Source organism: Herbaspirillum autotrophicum (genome assembly GCF_001189915.1).
GTDB classification, from domain to species: domain Bacteria; phylum Pseudomonadota; class Gammaproteobacteria; order Burkholderiales; family Burkholderiaceae_D; genus Herbaspirillum; species Herbaspirillum autotrophicum.
In genome coordinates this window covers 44385-67319 of the sequence record NZ_LFLS01000022.1, presented here as the reverse complement: position 1 = coordinate 67319, position 22935 = coordinate 44385, and the positions used below count along the sequence as shown (strand labels likewise).

Here is a 22935-nt window from a genome sequence, read left to right as displayed (position 1 = left end):
CGCCGGGGGAGCAGCAGCCTGATGCGGGACCGGATCCAGACGGCACGGTTGGGCCACAGCGTGGCTGGCGATATATGGATGAATTGGTAACTATCAGGAGCGTTGCAACTGCGGGAGGCAGGCATCACAGAATCACTGCGGCAGCAGGTGCAAACGACGGGCATTGCCTTGACTGGTGCGGCTGGCTGGAATCGAACCAGCGACCCTTGGCTTCGGAGGCCAATACTCTATCCACTGAGCTACAGCCGCATGTAAGGTAATGTCAGAACCAGTTCACTGTCTACAGACAAGATCATGAACAAGTTCGGAGAGGTCTGAAGGATACAGTTTTTCTGCTCCGGCGTCCACGCAAAGCAACTATTTTCCATTCCAAATAGATTATATTGCGTCTATAATCAAGGGTTTGGCGAGGTAGCACGTCTTGAACGGTCACCCGTACTGGTTTTGACGCTGTCCCAGCCGCCGCTTTCGAAGAAAAATTGCACTGAGGGAATCCATGAGCGACGCACATAACGAACACGAATCAGCAATTAAAACACCAAAGCAACTGATCGCCGCTGTTGCCGCAGGCTTCTTGGTCCCCATCATCTGTATCGTGTTGCTGGTGGAATATGTGACCAACGCACAAAAGACCGGTGCCGGCTCCGAAAGCCAGACCGCAGAAATGATTACCGCCCGCATCAAGCCGGTTGCGGACGATGGTTTTACCTTCCGCGATTCCACCGCGCCGAAGCAATTGCTGAGCGGCGAAGAAGTCTACAAATCGACTTGCGCCGCATGCCATGGTGCCGGTGTTGCAGGTGCGCCGAAAGTTGGCGACGAAGCTTCCTGGAAAGCACGCATCGGCGAAGGCTATGACAAGCTGGTGTCGCACGCGATCAACGGTCTGCGCGCCATGCCTGCCAAGGGCGGCAATCCTGATCTGGATGATATCGAAATTGCACGTACCGTGGTTTACATGGCCAACCAGTCCGGCGCCAAGTTCAAGGAACCTGAGGTGAAGGCTGCGGCTCCGGCAGCAGCGGCTGCACCAGCAGCAGCACCGGCGGCAGAAGAAAAGAAATAAGGCCGTCACCGGCTGTACGGAAATACCGGAAATGCCGCGCTCAGCGCGGCATTTTTTTTATCTGCCGCGAATACTTCCTCGCCTGATCGCTGCACAGCACAAGGTTCAGACGTCATTTGTCGCCTCGCCCCACAGATGCTGCGGAATCTGGTTCAGCAAAAATGCCTGATCGGCGAGCGTCCGGATATCGAGCTTGCCTGCGGAAACTCCCGTTTGTTTCATCTGACGAATTGCCTCCGACCATGCCGGTGCCGAGATATTGCGGTATCCGGGAATACCGATTTCCTGCAAGGCATGCGCTTGTTTCAGTGCCCACTGCGCCGCCCGCGCTGAGCGCATCGACATGGTGTGCGGCCCCGGCTTGAACACCGCCTGCAGTTGCAGCGCCACGTTGCGATAAGCCTCATCGACCCGCGCCATACGGTGTTCAATGCGCTCCAGTCGCTTGCGGATCTGCACCGGATCTTCAACCTGCGGGACCGAGAATGCACCGAGCACCGCATTGAGCTTGTTCTTGCGCAGTCCCCTGGCGCTGGCGTGTTCCAGAAATGTATCAAACTCCTGCGCCATGGATTGGCTGGCCAGTACCGTCAAGGCCGTCCGCGCGGTACGACTGTCGGGCGCCGCCAGCAATGGCGCCAACACCGATGCGGCCTGTTGCTGGTCATTGCCGGAACCGAGGCGGGCAATACCGAACTGGGCATCTTGCAGAGATTTCTCCACGCCCCACAAGACAAGGCGCGGCAAAAAGTCGTGCATGATGCCGGAAGTACCGAAGCGGTCGATCTGATTGATTTTTTTGCGCTCAAGCGGAGTCTCTGCCAGCCGCTTAAGGAATGCATTAACGCCGTGCAGCTCGCGCTGCATGCTCGAAAAATGGCTGCCGATCTGTTCCCGTCCGCTCTTGCTGGTGGCCAGGGCCGCTACCCATTCGCGCAGTTTCCCTTCGCTGTTGAACTCGTGAAAAGGGTATTGCTGCCCCGGCATGTACAGGACGACGCGATTGGTTTCCGGAATCCTGAAACGCAGCATATCGGCAGCCCGGTTACCCGCCAGATCGAAGCTGAATACCTGCCCCTGAAAACCGGCATTCTGCAATGACTGCTGTATCAGATTGAAGCTGCTCTCCGACAGTTTGCCATCCCGATGCTGCTGCATCAGTGAGACGTTGAAACTGTCGGCAAGCAGACGCCGGTAATCCGCCCGGTGCTGCTCCCAGAAAATCTTCACCGCGTGCTCATACTCAAGGTTGCGATCATAGCCACGCAACAAATCCTTCAATTCGCTGGCCTGCAGAGGAATCTGCTGCCGCATGTCGTAAGCGGCTTCCGGTCGATTGTGTTTATATATGCCGAATTTGCTGTTGAGTTCTGCGATGTCGCAACTTTTCCAGCCTCTGACACCATCGGCACCGGAAGCCGCGACTTCACTCAGGGTACAGGCAGCATCCGGAATGCCTTGGGAATTGCTGGTCAGTGAACCCTCCTTGAAACGGACCAGATGGCATGTATCGGGGTCGACATCCTGTCCGTAAAGATCTTTGATATGTTGTCGCAACCAGCGTGCTGCAACTGCCGTCGGCTGCGGGAAATTGCGCGTCAGCGCGATTGCCTCCAGACGATTCTGCCGTATAGCCCAAAGTTGTTCCTGCTCGTTCGCACTGCCCGGCAACTTGTCGCGCGACGTCACATGCAGCACGCTGTTGCTGATCCGGTCCGGAAAGCGCCCGGCAACCGCAGGCGGTGTTACTGATGCTGCGACCTGTTGCGGGGGCGAGGCAGCTGAGCGCCTGACCCGGATCTGCTCTCTGGCCCGGGCGATCGAGGTAGCGTAGGTCGGATCTTGCAGTCCCGTCATCAATACCGGATCAGTACCATCACCAACACCGGCTATCCTGACCACCGCAGAAGTGTCGTGACTCCCGTGCACAAACTCATCCGACGGCACAACGGCGGCCGACAGCACATCATTTGACGCAGCAATACTGCGCTCTGCTTTGATCATGACGAACCCTCTCGCTGATAAAAATGCAGTAACGATGACCGACGGCGATCAGCATTGGTATGACTATGGATGAACTTCGAGTGATTCCAGGCTCAGACGAAAGCTGGCTGGCGGTCTTGGCGCACTGCAAAAAAGAGTGCGACTGGATGGCGAAATGCGAACAGGGCAATAGTGTGCAGCGCTGCAGTCAATCGGATCAGCGGCAATCAGACTGCGCTGATCCGGATCGACTCACACTACATTGAAGCAACGTGCGGGCGTGGTGCCCGCCCGCTCAACGCTGTGGTTCAGCGACGAAAATCTCGACCCGGCGATTGCGCGCGCGGTTGGCTTCCGTGTTGTTGTCCACGAGCGGCTCGTGGGAACCATGTCCTTCCACCCGGAAGCGGTTGCCATTGACGCCGCGGGCGCTCAGGTAATCGCGTGTGCGGCTGGCGCGTTCCATCGACAAAGGATTATTGATCGCATCGCTGCCGGTACTGTCGGTATGACCGACGATGGTGACCGTGGTCGCCGGATTGTCATTGAGCGTCGTCGCGAATTTATCGAGCACCGGACGGAAATTCGGCTTGATGTCGGCGCGGCCGGTATCAAAAGAAATATCGCTCGGGATTTCCAGCTTCAGGCGATTATCCGCAGTCTGGGTCACCTGCACGCCGGTGCCGGCGGTTGCCTGCTCCATCGCACGTTTCTGGTTTTCCATGCGGGTAGACCAGACGTTGCCGATGACCGCGCCAAGCGCGCCGCCGATGGCCGCACCGCCAACTGCACGACCGCCACCGCCACCACCGGTGGCCGCACCGAGGATGCCGCCCAGACCGGCGCCGATGCCGGCACCGGTGGCCGTGCCACGTTGAGTGGCAGACATGTCGGCACAGCCGGTGGCTGCCAGTGTCAGCGCCAGTGCGCCGACGGTCATCAATTTACGCATGATATTTCCTTTCGCGACACGTACCGCCCGAGCAGCGTGCCTGTATTGATTTTTTTCATTCACCGTCCGGCACGGATGCATCAGCATCGCTGTCGGGCCGCTTCTTTTTTTTGCTCAGATAATACGCAAGGCTGGCGACAGCGCTGATCACACTGCCATACATGAGCGGCTTGCGCAGATAACGCTTGGTCAACAGGGATACCCCACCAATCAGCAACGGTGACAAGGCCTGCAGGTTGCCGCCCGAAAATGCGCCGCCGAAGGTCGAATAGGCAGCGCCGACAACACGGTTGAGTGCGCCTTTTGCCAGCGACTCGGGATTCAGATTGCCGCGCACAACGCTGCGCGCATCCATGATGCCGATCCGCAGCAAGGCACCTTCTGCCAGCAGCAAGCGCTTGCGTTCTTCTGTCGTCATTTCGGATTTGTGATCTTGCGTCATGCTTTCCTCATTTACAGCAAGGCATCGCGGTCTTTACGCAACTCCGCCATGGTGGCCGGCAGCGCCAGTTTTTCTTTTTGCAGCAATGCTCTTGCCTGCCAGGCCAGAATCCCGGCGATGGCAGTAAACAATGCGCCGAACAAAAACAGAATTTTCCAGCCCCACGATTCCCAGGCGAGAAAGACCAGCAGCACCGTCCAGAATGCGACGGCAAACCACAAGGCGACGATTGCCAGCGAGAACATCACCACGAAACGAACCAGATTGGCGCCGATTTCGGAAAATTCCAGCGCGGCCAGTTCAATGCGGTTGATGATCAATGCCAGCAGGTTGCGGGTGATGCCCAGCAATCCGGCCACCAGGCCGGGATTGCCAGACTCAGACTGAGGATGCTTATGTTCCATCGTCTGCGGGGTACTTATTTGCTGCGACCGATGACGAGGCCGACCAGCAAGCCGAGTCCGGCTGAAATGGCCACGGCACGCCATGGATTTTCATGTACGTAATCATCAGTGCGAGCGGCGACGACCTTGCCCTTCTCGATGGCGGCAGTGTGTGCATTCTGCGCAGTTTCCACTGCAGCTTCCAGCAATGTCAGTCCTTTGTTGCGCAGCTCGTCGGCTTTGTCGCCGGTTGCCGAAGCGGCTTCGCGGAACAGCTCTTGTGCATCTTTGACCAGAGTTTTCATATCGTTTCTCACTGTTTTAAGGGCAGACTTTGTCATGAGGATTCTCCTATTAAATAAATACACCGGCTTTGACTGAAGTCAAACCTGAAGCACCATCGGACCAGAATGAGGCAGCAGTGCATTCGCTATGCCGATACCAGACGGCACCGGCTAGTTTCGATGAGTTTCTCGCGCATAAGTTTCAGGAAACGCATGAACTTGTCGAAATTACACCGCTGCGCGCTGACACTGTCTTTATACACTGCCACGACGCTACAGGCAAAGCCATCGGCATGATTCGCAAAATCGTCGGGGCGCCCGGTCCCGCACCCGCCCCCAATGTCGTGCCGAAAACGAAGCCACGCCATGATGACTGGCGTATCGCGCGGGGCAGCGACAGTAGCCGCTCCGCGCAGCATCACCGTACAAAAAAAATCTGTGCCTACAGCAATCAGGCACATTGCATCCGATCAGGAATGAGGCATCAACACCGGTGAAATGATTCAACCGCATCTCGCACACCATCATGCAAAATTGTCAAAATGAAACTATTTTCTTTGCGGCAATGTCCACCTGGGACCAACTTGCTTTGGACTCTTGCCATGATCAGAATCCCTCCCGCTTGCAGCTCGACCGATAATCTCCTGTCCCGACCGGCCCTGCGCCAAGCACGGCAGCAATCCTCCCTTCCGCCAACCGGCGATGCGTCACAGCAACAACCGGTGTGCGCCGCGTTTGCATCGGCCGGTAACTTGTCGGGGTTACCGCCCTCTGTTGCCAAACCGGAGCACAGCCGTATCTACACTTCACCGCCACGGCGCCCTGTCCGCAGCATCGATATGGTCGCTGCACAAACGCGGTCTGCGGCGCTGCCGGGCGCACAGCTGCGCGATACGCATCAGGAAATAGCCCGTCTGCTGCAACGCCAGCCGGATTTTCAGCGCATGACGAAGCAAGCCTATCTGGCGGCGTTGCAGGCCGCATTTCCCCGTGCGCCCGGGCCACTTGACCCCGATCTCATTTATATAACGGAATATGAGGAAGAAGAGCTCGAGCTGCCGGACCATGGCCGGATCGGCATCCGCATCCCAATTGCATCGCATACGCTCACGGAGGTATTGCAGACGGCACTGGCCAACGGCTCGACGCCCACCTACACCGTCTCCAGAACCGGCTTCTTTTATTCCCGGGATAATGCCAATCCGGCGCAGACAGTTCCGGGAATGGCCGCCGGCGCATCTCACCTCGTCGCTTTTGAAAAAATTCTGGAAAACAGCATCAATCAAGCCACGCGCAATTATCGAAAGGCATTTGAACGATTCTGGCATCGCCCCGACACCACTCTCGGTCAGGGCAAGACACCTGCGGCATGGCTCACCGAGAAATATGCCACTCAGCGTCTGATCGAACAGAAGCTGAGAACCACCGAAGGCGCGCCTGCCGTGCCGGTGGCGCGCTGGCTGATGGACGGCAACGACAAACCGACGCCAGCCAGTTTTACGCTGAGACTGCAAGACGAAGCCGGCGACATTCCGTTTTCCGGCATTGTCGTATTCACACGCAGCCCCGATGAGTCACCGGCGGCGACGACCGGCCCGGTGATGCTGATGATACCCGGCCAGCCGATCATGGAATTTGCTTCGTCCAACATCTACAAGAGAACCTTGCAACAAATATTCGATTTCAAGGAACAGCGCGACATCTTGCTCAATTTTGTCGCGCGCGAAGACCGGCAACGCGCCGCCGGGATCGACAATAGCGTGAGGGCGGCCTCGCCCTTTGCTTATGTTGCGGTCGCCCGCGAACATGCCCTGCCCGATAGCATTCAATCCCTTCTGAATCAGCAAGTGCGCGATATTACCTATGCCGGCCGGCAACGGCTGGCGCCCGATGCGGCACAAACTGTGCAGGCCATGTTTGACATCCAGGGCACGATACAGGAGCGTCTGCAACAACAGGTAGATCAGTTTCTGCAGAACGCCAGTGCTGCTGACCGCAGCAAATGGACCGAAGAACTGACGCAATACCAGGTCGCATTGCACAACACCCAGACCAGCGGCCTGCCTGACATGCGACAGTATCTCGCTCCGGATTTCCTGAACCGGTACGCCCGCACCAAAGTACAGGAACGAATCAGGCAGGATTTGCAACTCGATATCGATCCCGATCAGATCAAGGTCACCACCTATGAACGCACAGCCCAAACGCAACCTTACGTCCACACCTGTACGGAAGAGCGCACCTCGACGATGACACTCACAGCGCTGGCGCTGGCCAATACCACGCCACTTGATCAGTCTTATCAAAAGAAAATCACTGTCACAAATACACTGGGGCAACCACTGCCGGCACTGACACACCAATATCTGACAGATACCGTCCGTGCATTGGACATCAGCCGGCATTACCAGGAATTATTGCAGTCACATCTGCTGGATTCTCCGGAAGCCAGGGCCAGAGCACAGGCTTACGCGGCATTTATGCAAGCACGATTGCAACTCGATGCGCGCGAAGCCAGGATAGGCAACGAAATTTCAGCACCAGCCATGCACTGGGTACATGCTGCGCTGACCGCTACGCGGGCCCGCGTCAATCCACAAACCGTCAATGTCAAAACCGTACAACCACGGGATTTGCGTATCAACGATATCCCGCTGAATGACATTCTGATCTTTGCACCACCGCCTGCATTCCACCCGCATTCCGGACCGGCAATGTCTTCTGCCCCCTACATTCCAAACCAGGCTGCCGCCAGGGTGGTTGTCTATACGCCAGCAGCGCCAGACGGCAAACGCCTGCGCGAATATGCCAACCGCGCACAGATGAATCAGGATTTCATCAACGCACCTGCCATGCGCGACTATCTGTGGCGACAGGCAGATCCTGGTCGTCAGGGCCAGCTGAAAATATTACTGACCGGCGGCGTCGCTGAAGCCCAGGTAACCGACACCCTCATGCCCGAGGATTTCCTGAACGCCTGTTATCGTCGTCAGGCCGGGCGCATCCTTGCCGATGCCGCTGTCCGCAGCACCAGCAATGCCGATATCGAGCGTCAGGCCCGGTGGAACAAATTCAATACCACGCTGGATATCGCCGGCATTTTCCTGCCCCCGGTGGTGGCGATACCCTTGTCATTGGGGCGCGCCACCTATGCTTTCTACAACGCTCATCAGGAGCGTCAACGCGGCAACAACGACATGGCACTGGAAGAAATCTTTTCCGGTCTCAATCATTTGGGAAACGCCGCCACAGCTGCGCTCACCGCGGCGCCAAAATTGCACGTACCTGCGTCCCGGGCGGCATCATCCGCTGCCCGCGCAGCAGTCACGCACAAGCCATCGCCGACAACCAAGACAGCGCCGGCATCACTCCACGCCCCCAATGGCATGGCCAGTGTGAAAATTGACGGTCAGACCTACTTCTACTGGCATTCCAGCAAAAACACCAACACTTACCGCGACCTGTTTGCCTGGGACCCGCTGCATTCCGGCCAGCTTAAATCGGCCGGCTACGGCGCGCCCGACGCGAACCAGACGTGGCGCAAGTTGTCATTGGCCGGCGGCGGCGGGTCCAGCCGCGTCGCTGGTGATAATCCATACAGCAGCATCAGCCCGAGCAGAATTGCTCCCGATCCCTGGGTGAGCAACGTCGTGCGGAAAGAACACGATCCGGTGCAGGGTACATCGTGGAACGCCGAAATCCAGGGCAGAAAAATGTCAGTCGAATACGACTTTCAGAAAAATGCATTTGGCGTGCTTGATGGCGTCGAAACATTTGGCGAAACATTCGATCAGAGTGAGCTCTACGTACCCGGTGAAACGGGGATGACAAAGCTGGCCGGTGCCGCCCGTGTCATTACCGACGTGCAGCGCGAAGCAAGCTTGCGCGCCATGGGCATTGACCTCGAATTGCCGCTGAACTTTGCCGCACCACGGGCATCAAGCCTGCAAGCCATTCCGAAGAATATTTACAGCATATGGGTGGGCAACAAGGTGATACCTGACACCATCCTGAAAAACCTTGAGAGCAACGCCCTGATCGCGGCAGGGTCCGGCTACAGCAGCCACCTCTATCTTTCCAACAGTGACCCGGCAGTATTCGCCAGCAACAGACGCAATCTGGGTTTGCTGGCGCCACACATCGGGCCAACTACACTGGAACACAGTCCGTTCTACCGTGAATTCGAACAAAGCAAATACTTCGAACAATATCAGGCCGCCCTTGGCAAACCCGGCAACTCCAATTTTGCCTCGGCCGCAGATGTGATCCGCTATCGGCTTCTGTTTCGTGAAGGCGGTCTCTATATCGATACCGACGACACCTTGACCGCACTTCCCGGCGTCCTCAAAACTGCCGGCGACGGGCTGGCATTGTCGTCGCCGCTATCACACAACACGTTGAAACTGGATACGCAATACAACAACAGCGTCTTCGGTACCCGGGCAAAGAATCCCACGCTGGAGGCCGTCTCGGAAGAAAGCTACCGGCGCTATCTGGAAAAAAAATCCGTTTATACAAATCAACGGCCGGTAAAACCCGCACCGCCGGCCGGCCGTTTCGATCGGACCGCGTCAGACACCTATGCACAGCAACTGGCACGTTTTCATCAATACATGCAGGATATCTCCTACATCACCGGACCTGATGTATTTGACCATGTCATCGGCGACAGACTACCTGCCATGCGACAGATTCGCGAAGCCATCAAATTGCGCGACCACTGCCAGATCAGTCCGGAGATGCATGCTCAAATCAATATGTGGGAGCAAAAGCTGCTGCCGCTGAACAGGATTCATCGGACCGGCAATGCACATTCCTGGACCCACAACCGATAACAGCAGCAGAAATTCCGCTCAGAACCGGGTTTCCCGCGCCGCCCGCAGAAAGCCATCCAGAATTGGCATGCAGTCAAGCAGGGCCGGACCACCGGCACGATGGAATTCCGGATGCCACTGCAAGCCCATCACAAACGGCGCCTTGCGATAGCGAATGGCTTCGACGATGTTATCGGGACCGGACACGGCTTCAATCGCCAGATCGCGTCCCAGATCCTTGACGGCCTGATGGTGAATCGAATTGACGGTGGCATTCTTCACATTGAGCAGCGATGCCAGCGTCGACCCGGGCGGAAAACTGAGTTCGTGGTAATTGCTGTCGTACAGATCGTTGACGTGGGCAATCGCGGTCGGCACATCGGATGCAATGTCCTGATACAGCGTGCCGCCGAAGGCGACATTGATCAGTTGGCAGCCACGGCAAATGCCCAGCACCGGTTTGCCGGCTTCGACAAACTCATGCAGCAGCTCCAATTCATACATGTCGCGCACACGATCACCACTCCATTCCGGCCGTGTGGCCGCCTCGGCGTAGCTTTGCGGCGAGACATCGGCGCCGCCCTGTAATACCAGGCCATCCAGGTGCTTGGCGTAATCGCGCAAACGGATATTACTCGGATGCACCAAGCCATTGGTATTGACGGTGGGAATCATGAACACCAGCACATCGCGTGACATGACCCATTGCGCAATCGATTCCTCCAGATATTGGAGCGTCTTGCTGCGCAAGCCTTTGGCCCCGCTTTCGGGATGAAAGATGCGGGCTGAAATGCCGATCTTGAGCGTGCGCTGCATGATGCGGCGTCCGGCTTTGTCTGACAGCGCACGGAAGCGGGCGCCGATCAGTTTCCAGGTTTGCGCCCACGGCGTATCGCTGACCAGCGGCGTGCGGCCGGCCGGCGGCACATGTTGCTCCGGCGCTGCCGCCGATGCTGCAGACGACGCCTGGGCAGATGCCGCAGATGAAGATGGTGATGGAGAGTCTGGCTGGTTGGCCTGGGAATCGCTGATATCGGACATTGGCGTCAATTGGTAGTGGATGTATCTATTGATCGGCTACGGCTGTCAAATGCAGCAGTCTGATGACTGCCTTGCAACTCTGTGTTGCCGAGTATAAACGTGTGAATTGCTTTTGACACGCCCCTGTTGCAAAGGCAGACTGCGACATTCGACCTTATGTTCCACAATATTTTATTTTCAGCCAGGATTGACGCGAGACATGACCTCCCCCTGCATTCTCATTCTCTATGCCCATCCGGCTGCAAACCGCTCCCGTGCCAACCGGCGCCTGATCGCGGCAGTCGCTGATCTGCCTCAGGTACGGATTCATGACCTGTACGAAATGTATCCCGATTTTCATATTGATATCGCTTACGAACAGACACAATTACAACAGGCCGACCTGGTGATCCTGCAGCACCCCATCCATTGGTACAGTATGCCCTCGCTGCAAAAGGAATGGATCGATATGGTTTTGCAGCGCGGCTGGGCCTTCGGTCCCGGCGGTAATGCCCTGCAAGGCAAAGACTTCTTGCTGGTCGCCACTACCGGCGGCGGCGCCGATGCTTATCAGGAACAGGGCCACCACGGTCATCCGTTTGCCGATTTCCTGCCGCCCTATGAACAAACCGCGCGCCTGTGCGGCATGCGCTGGCTGCCGCCCTTGTTGCTGCATGGCGCCCATCATGTCAGCGATGATGAACTGAAACAGCACGTTGCGCACTACCGTGCCATGCTGCAAGCCTATCCGCACTCACCGTTGGCGCCCGCCATCCTGTCACGCTAACCCGCCAAAGCCGCCACCATGGACCACCAACTGCTGAATCTCCTGATCTACCTGCTGGCGGCGGTCGCCGCCGTGCCGCTGGCAAAACGCCTCGGGCTCGGCGCCGTGCTCGGCTATCTGCTGGCCGGTATCGTGATCGGTCCGTGGGGCCTGGAACTGATTACCGAAGTAGAGCACATTCTTCACTTCTCCGAATTCGGCGTGGTGTTGCTGCTGTTTCTGATCGGCCTGGAACTGGAACCGAAACGCTTGTGGTCACTGCGGCGGCGCATTTTCGGCTGGGGCAGCGCGCAGGTGGCGGCGGTCAGCATTGCGTTGCTGGCCGCCGCCGTGGCCTGCGGCATCGACTGGAAAGTCGCGCTCATCTCCGCGCTCGGCCTGTCACTGTCTTCTACTGCGATTGCATTGGCCACACTCGGCGAACGCAAACTGAATGCGACGCCGGCCGGCGCTGCCGGTTTTTCGATCTTGCTGTTTCAAGACATCGCCGCGATTCCGATGATGGCCGCAGTCCCCTTGCTCGGTGTGGCGGCAGTTCAAGGCAGCGGCCAGGGTTGGTTGCATGCGGGCAAAGTGGTGGCCGTGGTGGCGCTGCTGATTTTCGGCGGCCGCTATCTGATTCGTCCGGTGTTGCGCATCATCGCCAAGACCAACATGCGGGAAATCTTCACCGCCTTTTCCCTGTTGCTGGTCATCGCCACTTGTTTGCTGATGCAATGGGTGGGCATGTCGATGGCGCTCGGCACCTTTCTGGCCGGGGTGCTGCTGGCCGATTCGGAATATCGCCATGCACTCGAAAGCGATATCGAACCGTTCAAGGGATTATTGCTCGGGCTATTCTTCATCGCCGTCGGCATGTCGGTCGACTTCGGCATCTTTCTGGCGCAACCGTGGCTGATCATTGGACTGGTCAGCGGCTTCCTGCTGATCAAGATCGGCGTCATGTACGCGCTGGCCAAGTGCTTCGGTCTGCCGCCCAAACAGCAATTGTTCTTCGCCTTTCTGTTATCGCAGGGCGGTGAGTTCGCGTTCGTGGTCTTCGGCGCCGCTGCCAGTGCGAATGTGCTGTCGCCGCGCATCTCGTCGATTCTGGTGGTGGTAGTGGCCTTATCGATGGTGATCACACCCTTGCTGTTGCTGCTCTACGACCGCGTTCTGGCGCCGCGTCTGGATGCCGCCAGTCAGCCGCCGGACGATGCCATGACACCGCAGGATCATCCGGTCATCATTGCCGGCTTCGGCCGCTTCGGTCAGATCATTGGCCGGCTGCTGCACGCCAATGGCATCGGCATGACCGTGCTCGATCACGATCCTGAGCAAATCGAATTGCTGCGCAAATTCGGCTTCAAGGTATTTTACGGCGACGCCACCCGCATCGATCTGTTGCGCACTGCCGGTGCTGCCGAAGCGCGTTTGCTGGTGATTGCAATTGATGATGTCGACGAGTCCCTGCGTCTGGTGGATGCGGTCAGACATGCCTTTCCCGACCTCACCATCGCGGCCCGTGCGCGCAACATTACCCACTTGTATGACCTGATGGACCGCGGCGTCACCATTCTCGAACGGGAAACTTTCGAAAGCGCGCTGCAAATGGGGCAGCAAGTGTTGCGTCAACTGGACTTCGGCGCTTACGCCGCGCGTCAGGCCGCGATGAAATTCCGGGCGCACAACATCAAGACCCTCAACGCGCTCTATCCGCATTACAAGGATCAGGCGCAAATGGTATCGATGGCGACTCAGGCGCGCGAGGAACTGGAAGCCATGTTCGCGCACGATAACGACGCCATGGAAAAAGAAAAACAACCGCATTGGGATTGATGCCGGTGTTCTGTTGCGCTATCCGGCCAGGAAAAATATCGGCCGGGCGGCGCAGATTTTTTGCACATCTTGTTAGCGCACGCTTAACCGACATGCATCCGCTGCCTCAGGCAATCAGATCGACTTCCGGCAATCCCATCGGGGCTTCTCCGGTGAACACGGGCAAAAAAACGAGCGCCACTTAACCACCACCAGATTTGTAAAACGATCTACTTGACTGATGGTTAATATTCAACAACAGTGATGCGAATTCGACGCCGTTTGTATTGAACCATTGCGCTGTTCACGGCATCAACGTCATTCTGCCATTACCGGAGTGATGTTTGCCATGAGTCAAATAGACGGGACCGCCGGCGGTCAACTACAGCATCATTTCAAGCAAACGAACATCGGCGAAGCGCGCTGCGTCAGCCTGTCAGGCACGCACGTTCCGCAACCTTCACAAGCACCGTCTGACGTCGCAAGCTGCGTCAGCTTGTCACCGCTAGCAAGCGTGCAAACCGGGGAGGCGGCGTGTTATCCCCAGCCGAAAATCCGTTTGCCACGCAACGCCGGTGAATTCAGCGGCGCTGAGGACGATAAAAAAGATTCGCTGAGCGCCGGGCTCGCCGCCGTCGGCAATATCTCCGGCGCGGTCATCCGCCATATTATCGGCCCCCGGGTCACGGCCACCAGCGGCACCGGCACTACCTCCCTGGCGGACTGGCGGCTGTTGCCGCCACCGGAACGGCTGGCCAGATCCGACGCTGAGATCACGCGTCTGCTACGCCTTCAGCCCGATCCTCAAACGGTTGCGGCGGCGGCATTCCGGGCCCGGCTGGAACAGGCATTCCCGGCGGTACCTCGCCCATTCAATCCCGATCAGATCTACATCACGCAATACGTCGAGCAAGACAATATCGTCACCACCTCGCTGTCGCAGACATTGTCACAAGCCCTGTCTCAAGCCAGCATCGACTATCCCGCCGACACCACCTACAACCAAAGCAGAACCAGATTTTTTCGCAGCGCCAACGACGTCAGGGGCAGCAATGAAATTGCCGGCATGAAGGGTTCGCAACACTTGCTTGCGTTCGAAAAAATCCTGCGAGAACAAGCTGATCCGGACGCACACCACCGCAATTACCGGCAAGCATTGCGAGACTTCTGGAACACCGCAAACGCCGCGCTCCACGGACAAACACCTGCCATCCGGCTATCCGGCTTCTATGGGCAGCAACGTCTGGCAGAAGCGCAATTACGCATCGGGGATGGCACGCTGGGCAGCGCCGACGAACAATGGCTGACCTATCTGACCGATCCGGTACGCGCCACCATGCAGCCCGGCAGTTTCTCACTGTCACTGCAGGACGGTACCGACCACATTCCCTTCGCCGGCGTTCTGGTGCTGACGCAAAGGCCCAGTGAAACACCGGACACCACTTCCGGCCCGGTGTTGCTGGTCATTCCCGGCCAGGGCCTGATGAAATTCGAATCGTCAGCCGCGTACACGGAAGCCCTGCAACAACTGTTCGACACCACCGCCCAGCGCGACCTCTTGCTTATGCACGTAGCCCGCGACCGACGTGAACGCGCTGCCAACATCGACAATGCGCTTGATGCCGCAGTCAGCCCGTTTCGCTATGAGGAAATTTCCGGACCGGAGTGGACCAGACTGATGCAATCCTTGCTGAATCAAAAAATACAAGACATCACGAACGTGCTTGCCGCCACCAGGACAACAACGCCGACCGATACGCTGGCGGCAACCTTCGATCTGAGTGGTATGCGGCACCAACGCGAACAATTGTTGCTGCAACAATTCCTGGCGCCGGCCAGCGCCAGTGACAAAGAAGCGTGGTTCAAAGAACTCACACACTATCGCAATGCCGCGCTGAAAATTCAGGGCAGCGGCTTTCCCGGCATGCATCAGTATCTCGATCCCGGATTTTTGACCCGTTATGCACGCGACCACCTGCGCGAACAGATCCGCAACGATCTCAAACTGGAAGTCGACCCCGATCAGGTTATCGTCACTACCCACGAATTATTGATGGCCTATACCTCGCGCGGTGATTTGCCGGCGCCGCCGCGCGCCAGACAAACGGAAAAAGTGCCAACCCACTCAACACTGACTGAACTGGCGCTGGCCAATACCCGCATGCTCGATCAAAACTGGGGCAATGAACTGCCGGTCAAGACCCGTGGCGGAACGGCGTTGCCACAACTGACGCAAGCCTATCTCACACGCATCATCCGCGCCGCCAATATCGGCCAGCGCTATAAGGAATTCCTGCAATCCCGTCTGCTTGATTCGCCCGAGGGCAAGGCGCGCGAAAAAGCCTATGTCGACTTTTCCCGCGCCCGGCTGCAACTCGATGTGCGTGAGGCCCGGATTCGCGGCGACATCACAGCCGATGCCGCACAATGGGTACGATCAACAATGACAACCACGCCGCTGCAAATCAACCAGCGTTCTGTTTATGCCCAGCATCTGCAAATCGACCGCAGCACGCTCAACGGCATCTTGCTGTTCGGGACGCCGCCGCCGGTCACTCTCAGCAGCGGCATGACGCGCGTCGAAATCAATTCCCGTGTTGGTACACCGAAAATTGTTTTGTATACCCCCGACGCTCCCGACGGCAAGAATCTGCGCGAGTATGCAAACCGTACGCAAATGGTCGATGACTTCATCAACCGGTCCGAGATGCGTGAATATCTGCGCGAACGCATTGAACGCAGCCGGCAAAACGAAATTGACCGCATGCTGCAAGCCGGTGTTGACGCACCCCGGGTCAGAAGCGAAGCAGTCGACGGCAACTTTCTGCAGGTGTCTTACCGCACTGGCGTGGCGCACATCATTGACGATGCCGAGACCCGCACCACTGACAATGACGAGGCTGACCGCCAGGCCAGATGGGACAAGATCAGTCACGCGCTGGATATCGCCGGCATTCTGTTGCCGCTCAAATTATCGGTCCCGCTGTCGCTGATACGCCTCGGTCATGCCCTGCACAGCGCCAATGCGGCACGCGTACGCGGTGATAGCGACGAAGCGCTGGCCGGGTTTATCAACGGCATCAGCCTGGCGCTGAACGTGTTATCCGATGGCGTCGGCCGCCTTGTAGTCAGTACGAATCAACATCTGTATCCCTCGCGGCCAGCGAAACATCCTGCGGCAGGCACGGCAAACAGTATCCCGGTACCACCTGCCGCCGGCCCCAAATCTCCCGCTGCCCCGGCCGGCATGAGCGCCGTGCAAATCCAGGGACAGCCTTATTTCTACTGGAATACCAAAAACAACATTGCCAGCTATCGCGACCTGTTCACCTGGGATCAACTGCATCCCGGTCAACTCAAGGCCGCCGGTCACGGTATTGCTGACAGTAATAACGTCTGGAAAAAAATTGCTCCGCTCAGCGGCGGTGGCGGCTCTGCCCGCGAACCCGGCGTGCCGCCCCGGCCGGGCGCATCCGCAACGGCGTCCATGACGTCGGCGGTCACCCCGACAACCATGATGACCGACAATGCATCTGTTCTGATCAAGAAAAACCAATTGCACGGCAGGACCTTTTACGCCGCAAACATCGGCAGTCGGGAATATGACCTGACATTCGATCTGGAAAAGAATGCCTTCCGCAAAATCCAGAACGACTTGCAGACCGGCGATGCCGATTCCTACTATGTCATCAAGAACAATACGCTGCAGCGATTGACCGATCCTGAGCGGCCGGTGAGCGACGCCGAACGCAGCGCGACCTTGCGCTTGCTTGGCATCAATCTGAAATTGCCGCTGGATGTCACGGCTCCCGTCAACACCGCGCCGATTCCCACCGTCATCCGCGGCATCTGGACCGGCAGCGGATCTCTGCGGCCGGCGCTGGTGGCGAATCTGGAACGCAACGCCGTCATCGCAGCGCCGGAACGCGCTGACAATCTTCAGCACAACGCGGGCGGCGCAACGCCTGGCAAAAAATACCAGACCACCCTTTATCTCTCCAACCACAACCCTGTAGCCTACCGCAGGAATCTGCAATTGCTGCGCGACAAGGCGCCGCATGTCGCGGTCGAAACACTGGAATCGAGTGCGTTTTACCAAAAATTCCGGACCGAACACGATGGAAGATATTTTTCACAATACCAGGCGGCACTCAACGGCAATGGCGGAATTGCCGCCAATAATGCCTCCGCTGCCGACGTCTTGCGCTATCGGCTGATGTTTCATGAAGGCGGTCTGTATATGGATCTGGACGACAAACTGCTGCAAGCACCCGGCGACAGCGAACTTGCGACCACGCCCGACGGCCTGGTTCTGGACACGCCGCAAACCATGGACGTGCTGGGCATGGACGGGCAGTACGGCACCAACATCTTCGGCACGCAAAAAAACAATCCGACGCTGAATGCCATCTCAGAGGAAAGCTACCGGCGCTATCTGCAAAACAGTGATCTGTATACGGTCGCCAGACCCCGCGAGAGTACGCATTCCAGCGCGGAATTGTCGAATTACATGCAGCGGATTTCGCAGGTGACAGGTCCCGCCATGTTTGATCATGTCATCGGCGAGCAATTGCCCGCTATGCGACAGCTTCGCGAGGCGCTCAAACTGTCCAACAACATCAGTATCGACATTCCGGACCGGCTGCAAAGTCAGATCGAAGAATGGGCGAGCGAACGTCTCGTGTTGAACCGGATCAACCTGCCGGGGAATGCACACAGCTGGAAAGAAAACTGACCATCGCCGGTTCCCGCTTGACCGCAATCGGAGACAGTAACGTCAGCGGATTAACCGCCGGTTACTCTTGAAAAACGCTGTTGTAAATGAAAGGCACTGCATATTGAACCATTCGCTGATCGATAACACCAACCTGGTTCCGTTACGACCAGATTGAGGTCTGCCATGCGCGAAATCGATACCTCCGCCGGTGCCTGCAATCATCGCCGTTGCCAAAACCGCGACACCGGCAGCATACAGACCCGGCCAGCCACATCCGGCGGCGGCGCACTGCAGTTGCATTCCGGCACGCCAACCCGCGTTACGCTGACACCCGCAGCACCGGCACCGGCGAACGACAATCCCTGTTACAGCAGCCCCCGGTTGCGGATGCCGCGCGATGTCAACGATCCGGTCGCACCCGCACCTTCCCGGGCGGATCACGAACAGGACGACGACAGTACGAAGGATGTGGTGAACGCAGCAAACATCGCGATTCAGAAAATTTCAACCACCACCATCCAACACATCATCGGCGCGGTGTTCAATCACGACAAAGATCGTCTCCCGGCCCCCTCCGCGGAACAATCCGGGCTGGAGCACCTGGCGGCCTCGGGCCGGGACGTGGCGTATGTATTGCAACGCCAGCCGCACTCGCAAGCCGCTCTGTTGCAGGCTTTTCAGAATGCGCTGCAGCGTGCCTGGCCGACGCTGTCTCCGGCACCCGATCCCGACCATATTTATGTCACGCAGTACGCGGAACATGAAGTTCCTTCCTCCGCCCCGCATCCGGTCTTTTCCCGCACCGTGCTTTTTTCGCAGACATTGACGGCAGCATTGCTGGCATCCGCAAACACAGCGCCGGCCAACTACGACCAGACCAGAACCGGCTTTTTCCGGCAACCGGACAATGCCGATGCCGGCAATGAAATTGCGCAAATGAAAGGCGCCCGGAATCTGCTGACGTTTGAAAAAATTCTGCAAGACGCCACCACTGCCAGCGCCCGTCACCATCAATTCCGGCAGCACTTGCGACAGTTCTGGAACAGCCCGGATCCGACCCTCGATGGCGAACAGACGCCGCGCACCCGGCTGGCGCGCGAATGGGGTGAACAGCGTCTGACCGAAGCCCGGCTGCGCATCAGCGATGGCACCCTGACCGCCGCTGACCAGCAGTGGCTGACCGATATCGCAGAAAACCGCCTTGCAGAACATCCGCCTGGGGCATTCTCCGTCTCATTGCAAGACGGCGCCGGATCCATTCCGCTTTCCGGCATTCTGGTCGTGACCCAAAGCCCGGATCAACCGCCTGACAGTACTGCGGGGCGAGTCTTGCTGGCGATCCCGGGACAAGGCGTGCTGGCGTATGCGTCGGCGGCAGCGTATCGCCAGGGTCTGCAGCAATTGTTCGATGCCACCTCACAACGCGACATATTGCTGACGCGGGTTGCACAAGCCGAGCGTCAACGTGCAGCCAATCTCGACAACGAGATCGCCGCCACCAGCCCGTTCCGCTACCAGCCGATTTCCGGTCCGGTCATGCTTGACCGCGTGCAGTCCGTACTGGATCAGCAAGCCCGCGATATTACGTGGACCGCCTTGTCCGGAACAGCCGGCCGCTCCGCCTCATCTGCCGCACTTGACCAGGCGGCCGACCTCAGCGCCACATCCGATATCGCCGGGATGCTGAATCTGCGCCAGCAACTGATTCTGGAAAAATTCCTGCAAGCAGCCAGTGAGACCGACCGCGCGGCCTGGTTCGATGAATTGAAAGCGTACCAGGCCGCATTGCAAAAAACGCAGACCGGCGGCTTTCCGGCCATGTGGCAATTTCTTGATACGGGCTTTCTGCAACGCTACGCGCGCGACGACATCCGTGCGCGCATCAGGCACGATCTGCAACTCGATATCGACCCGGATCGCGTTATCGTCACAACCTATTCACTCTCGCTGCCGCATACCACGCGCGGCGATTTGCCGGCGCCGCCACAAGCCCGGAAGCCGGAAAAAATTCCGTCCCGCATGACGCTGACCGAACTGGCGCTGGCCAACACCCGCATGCTGGACCTGAGCTGGGGCAACGAATTCCCGGTTACCGACAGCGATGGTAAATCCCTGCCGCAACTGACCCGCAATTATCTGACGCAAACCATACGCGCCGCCAACATCGGACAGCGTTACCAGGAATTCCTGCAATCGCGGCTGCTCGATTCGCCCGAAGGCATCGCGCGCGAACAATCTTATACGCAGTTTCTGAAGGCCCAGATGCAACTCGATGTGCGCGAAGCAAAGATCAGCGGCGATATCACTTCTGAAAGCGCGCACTGGGTTCTGGCAGCATTGAAAGGATCACCTTGCTACGCCAACAATGAAGTAGTGCGCACGCGCAATGTTGCCATCGGCGGCCAACAACTCAACGGCATTCTGGCATTTGCCACCCCGGTGCCGCTGGTCACGGCCATTGGACTGTTCCCCGTCACCATGCAAGCCGGCGTCGGTTCGTCAAAGATTGTCATGTATACGCCCGATGCGCCAGATGGCAAGCGCTTGCGGGAATACGAAAATCGCAAGCAGATGATGGCCGGCTTCATCAACAATCCCCTCATGCGCGACTATCTGTTGCAACGCATCGAGACCGGCCATCAGCACGAAGTCGGCAAGCTGCTCGCTGACGGCGTGTCGGCCTGCAATTTCAGACAACCACCGGTCCCGGGCAATTTCCTGCACAGCGCTTATCGCAACCAGGTACGACATCTCCTGGCCGATGCCGATGCCCGAACTACCACCAACAGCGAAGCCGGGCGTCAGGCATGGTGGGACAAGTTCGATACCGCACTGGATATCGCCGGCATCATTCTGCCGCTCAGGCTGAGCCTGCCGTTATCGCTGCTGCGTGCAGGGTATGCGTTTTACAGCAGCAGTGATGCCAGACGCCGCGGCGACGACGACGCCGCGCTGATCGAATTGGTCAACGGCATCAGCCAGCTCGGCGGCGCCGTATCCGATAGCTTCGGCGTGTCAATGCATCAGGCGGGAAAACTCTATCGCGCCGGCATCGACAAACAGCCGCGCAATCCGGCCGGCGGTGCCCGGATAAGCGCCGTGCCGCCACTGCCGTCACCGGCAAATCCGGTTCCGGCCGGCATGACAACGGTGCAGATTGATGGCCTGACTCACTATTACTGGTACACGAAAAACACGATGGTGCGCTATCGCGATTTGTTTGTCTGGGATCCGTCGCATCCGGGACTACTCAAGTCGGCCGGTTATGGCGCCCCCGACGCCGACAATGTGTGGCGCAAAATATCGCCGCTCAAGGGAGGCAATGACAGCCTTTCCCCGTCGGCAGCAGCGGCAGATATTTCGCCGCTGCATCAACCGGAGCCGGCATCACCGGCGCAACCGGTAATCCGAAAGACGATGACCGCCGGCGGTCGTGGCCATTTTTTCAGTATCAACATCAATGGCCGCGAACGCGACGTCGGATTCAATCTCGAAAAAAATGCCTTTCATGAAATAAATGAAACCGGCGCCGCCAAAGATCCCGGCTGGTATGTACTGCGCAACAATGAAATGCGAAAGAGGAACCCTGCTCACCGCGTGACCAACGACGAACGCGTGGTCAGCCTGAAAGCACTTGGCATCGAACTGGCCCTGCCGCTGGCAATTCCAGGGATGATGCGCGCCAGTTCCATCCCTCGCATCATTCGCAGTGTATGGATCGGTGACCGCGTCATTCCCGAGGCGCTGGTAAAGAATCTCGGTCGCAATGCGTTCAACGCGACATTGGGAAAGAAACCCTATAAAACCAAACTGTATTTATCCAATCACCATCCGCTCAATTTTCAAAAGAATCTGGCGGCCCTGAAAGAATATGCCCCGCTGGTCGATGTCATTACGCTCGAAGACAGTCGTTTCTATCGCAACTTTCGCAGCGCTGAACAAGGGAAGTATTTTGCGCAGTATCAAACCGCCCTCAATGGCAACGGCGGCGTCGCCGCCAACAATGCGTCGGCCGCCGATATCATGCGCTACCAGTTGCTGTTTCGCAAAGGCGGGCTGTACATGGACATCGACGATAAACTGCGACCACTGGGTGTGCTCGACATCAAGACCACGCCGGCCGGTCTGGCACTGAACGGCCCGGTTTCCAACAGTACGCTGGGCATGGATGCCGAGTACAACACCAGCATCTTTGGCACGCAAAAAAACAATCCCACGCTGCGCGCAATCTCCGAAGAAAGTTACCGGCGCTTCCTTGAGAACCGGGATCTCTATGTACTTCCGCGCCCGCGTAAAAGTACACATTCAGAACAACAGATTTCTGATTACATGAAGCGCGTTTCCTATGTCACCGGGCCTGATGTTTTCAACAAGGTAGTCAACGAACGCCTGCCCGACATGTATCAGCTGCGCGAAGCCATCCGGCTCAGGGCCGACAGCAGTATTGAAATCCCCGATGCGATGAAGGCGCTGATCGATGAGTGGCTGGATAGCCGTCTGCCGCTCAACGATGTGAATCAGATCGGCAATGCGCATACCTGGGAAGAATATCGCTAGACACAGCGGATTTTCCGTCCGCACTGTCATCCGGTTTTCGTACCGGGGATTATATAAATCAGACCGATTATCAACCCGATCTAGAACAATATCGAATCTCGGATTTGCGCCGAACTATTGCCAACAGGAAATA

Annotated in this window: 12 protein-coding genes and 1 tRNA gene; 6 read left to right on the top strand and 7 right to left on the bottom strand. The window is 57.7% G+C overall.

Annotated features, from left to right (window positions below):
* Positions 1 to 173: 173 nt before the first annotated feature.
* Positions 174 to 249, bottom strand: a tRNA-Arg gene (locus AKL27_RS17150).
* A 247-nt stretch (positions 250 to 496) separates the two neighbouring features.
* Here AKL27_RS17150 and AKL27_RS17145 point away from each other — a divergent pair.
* Positions 497 to 1066 (top strand): c-type cytochrome, encoded by a 570-nt coding sequence (locus AKL27_RS17145; RefSeq protein WP_050464076.1) that lies wholly within the window; start codon positions 497 to 499, stop codon positions 1064 to 1066.
* Between the two features lie 105 nt (positions 1067 to 1171).
* Here AKL27_RS17145 and AKL27_RS17140 read toward each other — a convergent pair whose 3' ends face one another.
* The 5 genes from AKL27_RS17140 to AKL27_RS17120 all read right to left on the bottom strand — a co-directional run bounded on the left by AKL27_RS17140 (position 1172) and on the right by AKL27_RS17120 (position 5167).
* Positions 1172 to 3070 (bottom strand): dermonecrotic toxin domain-containing protein, encoded by a 1899-nt coding sequence (locus AKL27_RS17140; RefSeq protein WP_050464075.1) that lies wholly within the window; start codon positions 3068 to 3070, stop codon positions 1172 to 1174.
* A 274-nt stretch (positions 3071 to 3344) separates the two neighbouring features.
* Positions 3345 to 4001 carry an OmpA family protein gene (locus tag AKL27_RS17135; protein ID WP_050464074.1) on the bottom strand — a complete coding sequence of 219 codons (657 nt, stop codon included), beginning with the start codon at positions 3999 to 4001 and terminating at the stop codon, positions 3345 to 3347.
* Between the two features lie 55 nt (positions 4002 to 4056).
* Positions 4057 to 4443 (bottom strand): hypothetical protein, encoded by a 387-nt coding sequence (locus AKL27_RS17130; RefSeq protein WP_050464073.1) that lies wholly within the window; start codon positions 4441 to 4443, stop codon positions 4057 to 4059.
* Positions 4444 to 4454: 11 nt separating this feature from the next.
* On the bottom strand, positions 4455 to 4847 hold the full coding sequence (locus AKL27_RS17125; RefSeq protein WP_157056972.1) for a phage holin family protein: 393 nt from the start codon (positions 4845 to 4847) through the stop codon (positions 4455 to 4457).
* 14 nt (positions 4848 to 4861) lie between these two features.
* A complete protein-coding gene (locus AKL27_RS17120; RefSeq protein WP_050464072.1) occupies positions 4862 to 5167 on the bottom strand; it encodes a DUF883 family protein in 306 nt (101 codons plus the stop codon).
* 782 nt (positions 5168 to 5949) lie between these two features.
* Between AKL27_RS17120 and AKL27_RS17110 the strand changes: the two genes are divergently transcribed.
* Positions 5950 to 9945, top strand: a complete 3996-nt coding sequence (locus tag AKL27_RS17110; RefSeq protein WP_050464070.1) for a dermonecrotic toxin domain-containing protein — start codon at positions 5950 to 5952, stop codon at positions 9943 to 9945.
* Positions 9946 to 9963: 18 nt separating this feature from the next.
* Here the strand turns inward: AKL27_RS17110 and AKL27_RS17105 are convergent, their stop codons facing one another.
* Positions 9964 to 10965, bottom strand: a complete 1002-nt coding sequence (locus tag AKL27_RS17105; RefSeq protein WP_050464069.1) for a gamma-glutamyl-gamma-aminobutyrate hydrolase family protein — start codon at positions 10963 to 10965, stop codon at positions 9964 to 9966.
* A gap of 199 nt (positions 10966 to 11164) precedes the next feature.
* Here AKL27_RS17105 and kefF point away from each other — a divergent pair, with 199 nt between their 5' ends.
* From kefF to AKL27_RS17085, 4 genes are all read left to right on the top strand, one after another.
* The gene (gene kefF / locus AKL27_RS17100) at positions 11165 to 11731 is read left to right on the top strand and encodes a glutathione-regulated potassium-efflux system oxidoreductase KefF (RefSeq protein ID WP_050464068.1); all 567 of its coding nucleotides are present in this window, start codon (positions 11165 to 11167) and stop codon (positions 11729 to 11731) included.
* Between the two features lie 18 nt (positions 11732 to 11749).
* Positions 11750 to 13549, top strand: coding sequence for a glutathione-regulated potassium-efflux system protein KefC (kefC, locus tag AKL27_RS17095; RefSeq protein ID WP_050464067.1), 1800 nt, complete (start codon positions 11750 to 11752; stop codon positions 13547 to 13549).
* 538 nt (positions 13550 to 14087) lie between these two features.
* On the top strand, positions 14088 to 18263 hold the full coding sequence (locus AKL27_RS17090) for a dermonecrotic toxin domain-containing protein (RefSeq protein ID WP_198156000.1): 4176 nt from the start codon (positions 14088 to 14090) through the stop codon (positions 18261 to 18263).
* A gap of 165 nt (positions 18264 to 18428) precedes the next feature.
* Positions 18429 to 22802, top strand: a complete 4374-nt coding sequence (locus AKL27_RS17085; RefSeq protein WP_050464065.1) for a dermonecrotic toxin domain-containing protein — start codon at positions 18429 to 18431, stop codon at positions 22800 to 22802.
* The last annotated feature ends 133 nt before the right edge of the window (positions 22803 to 22935 follow it).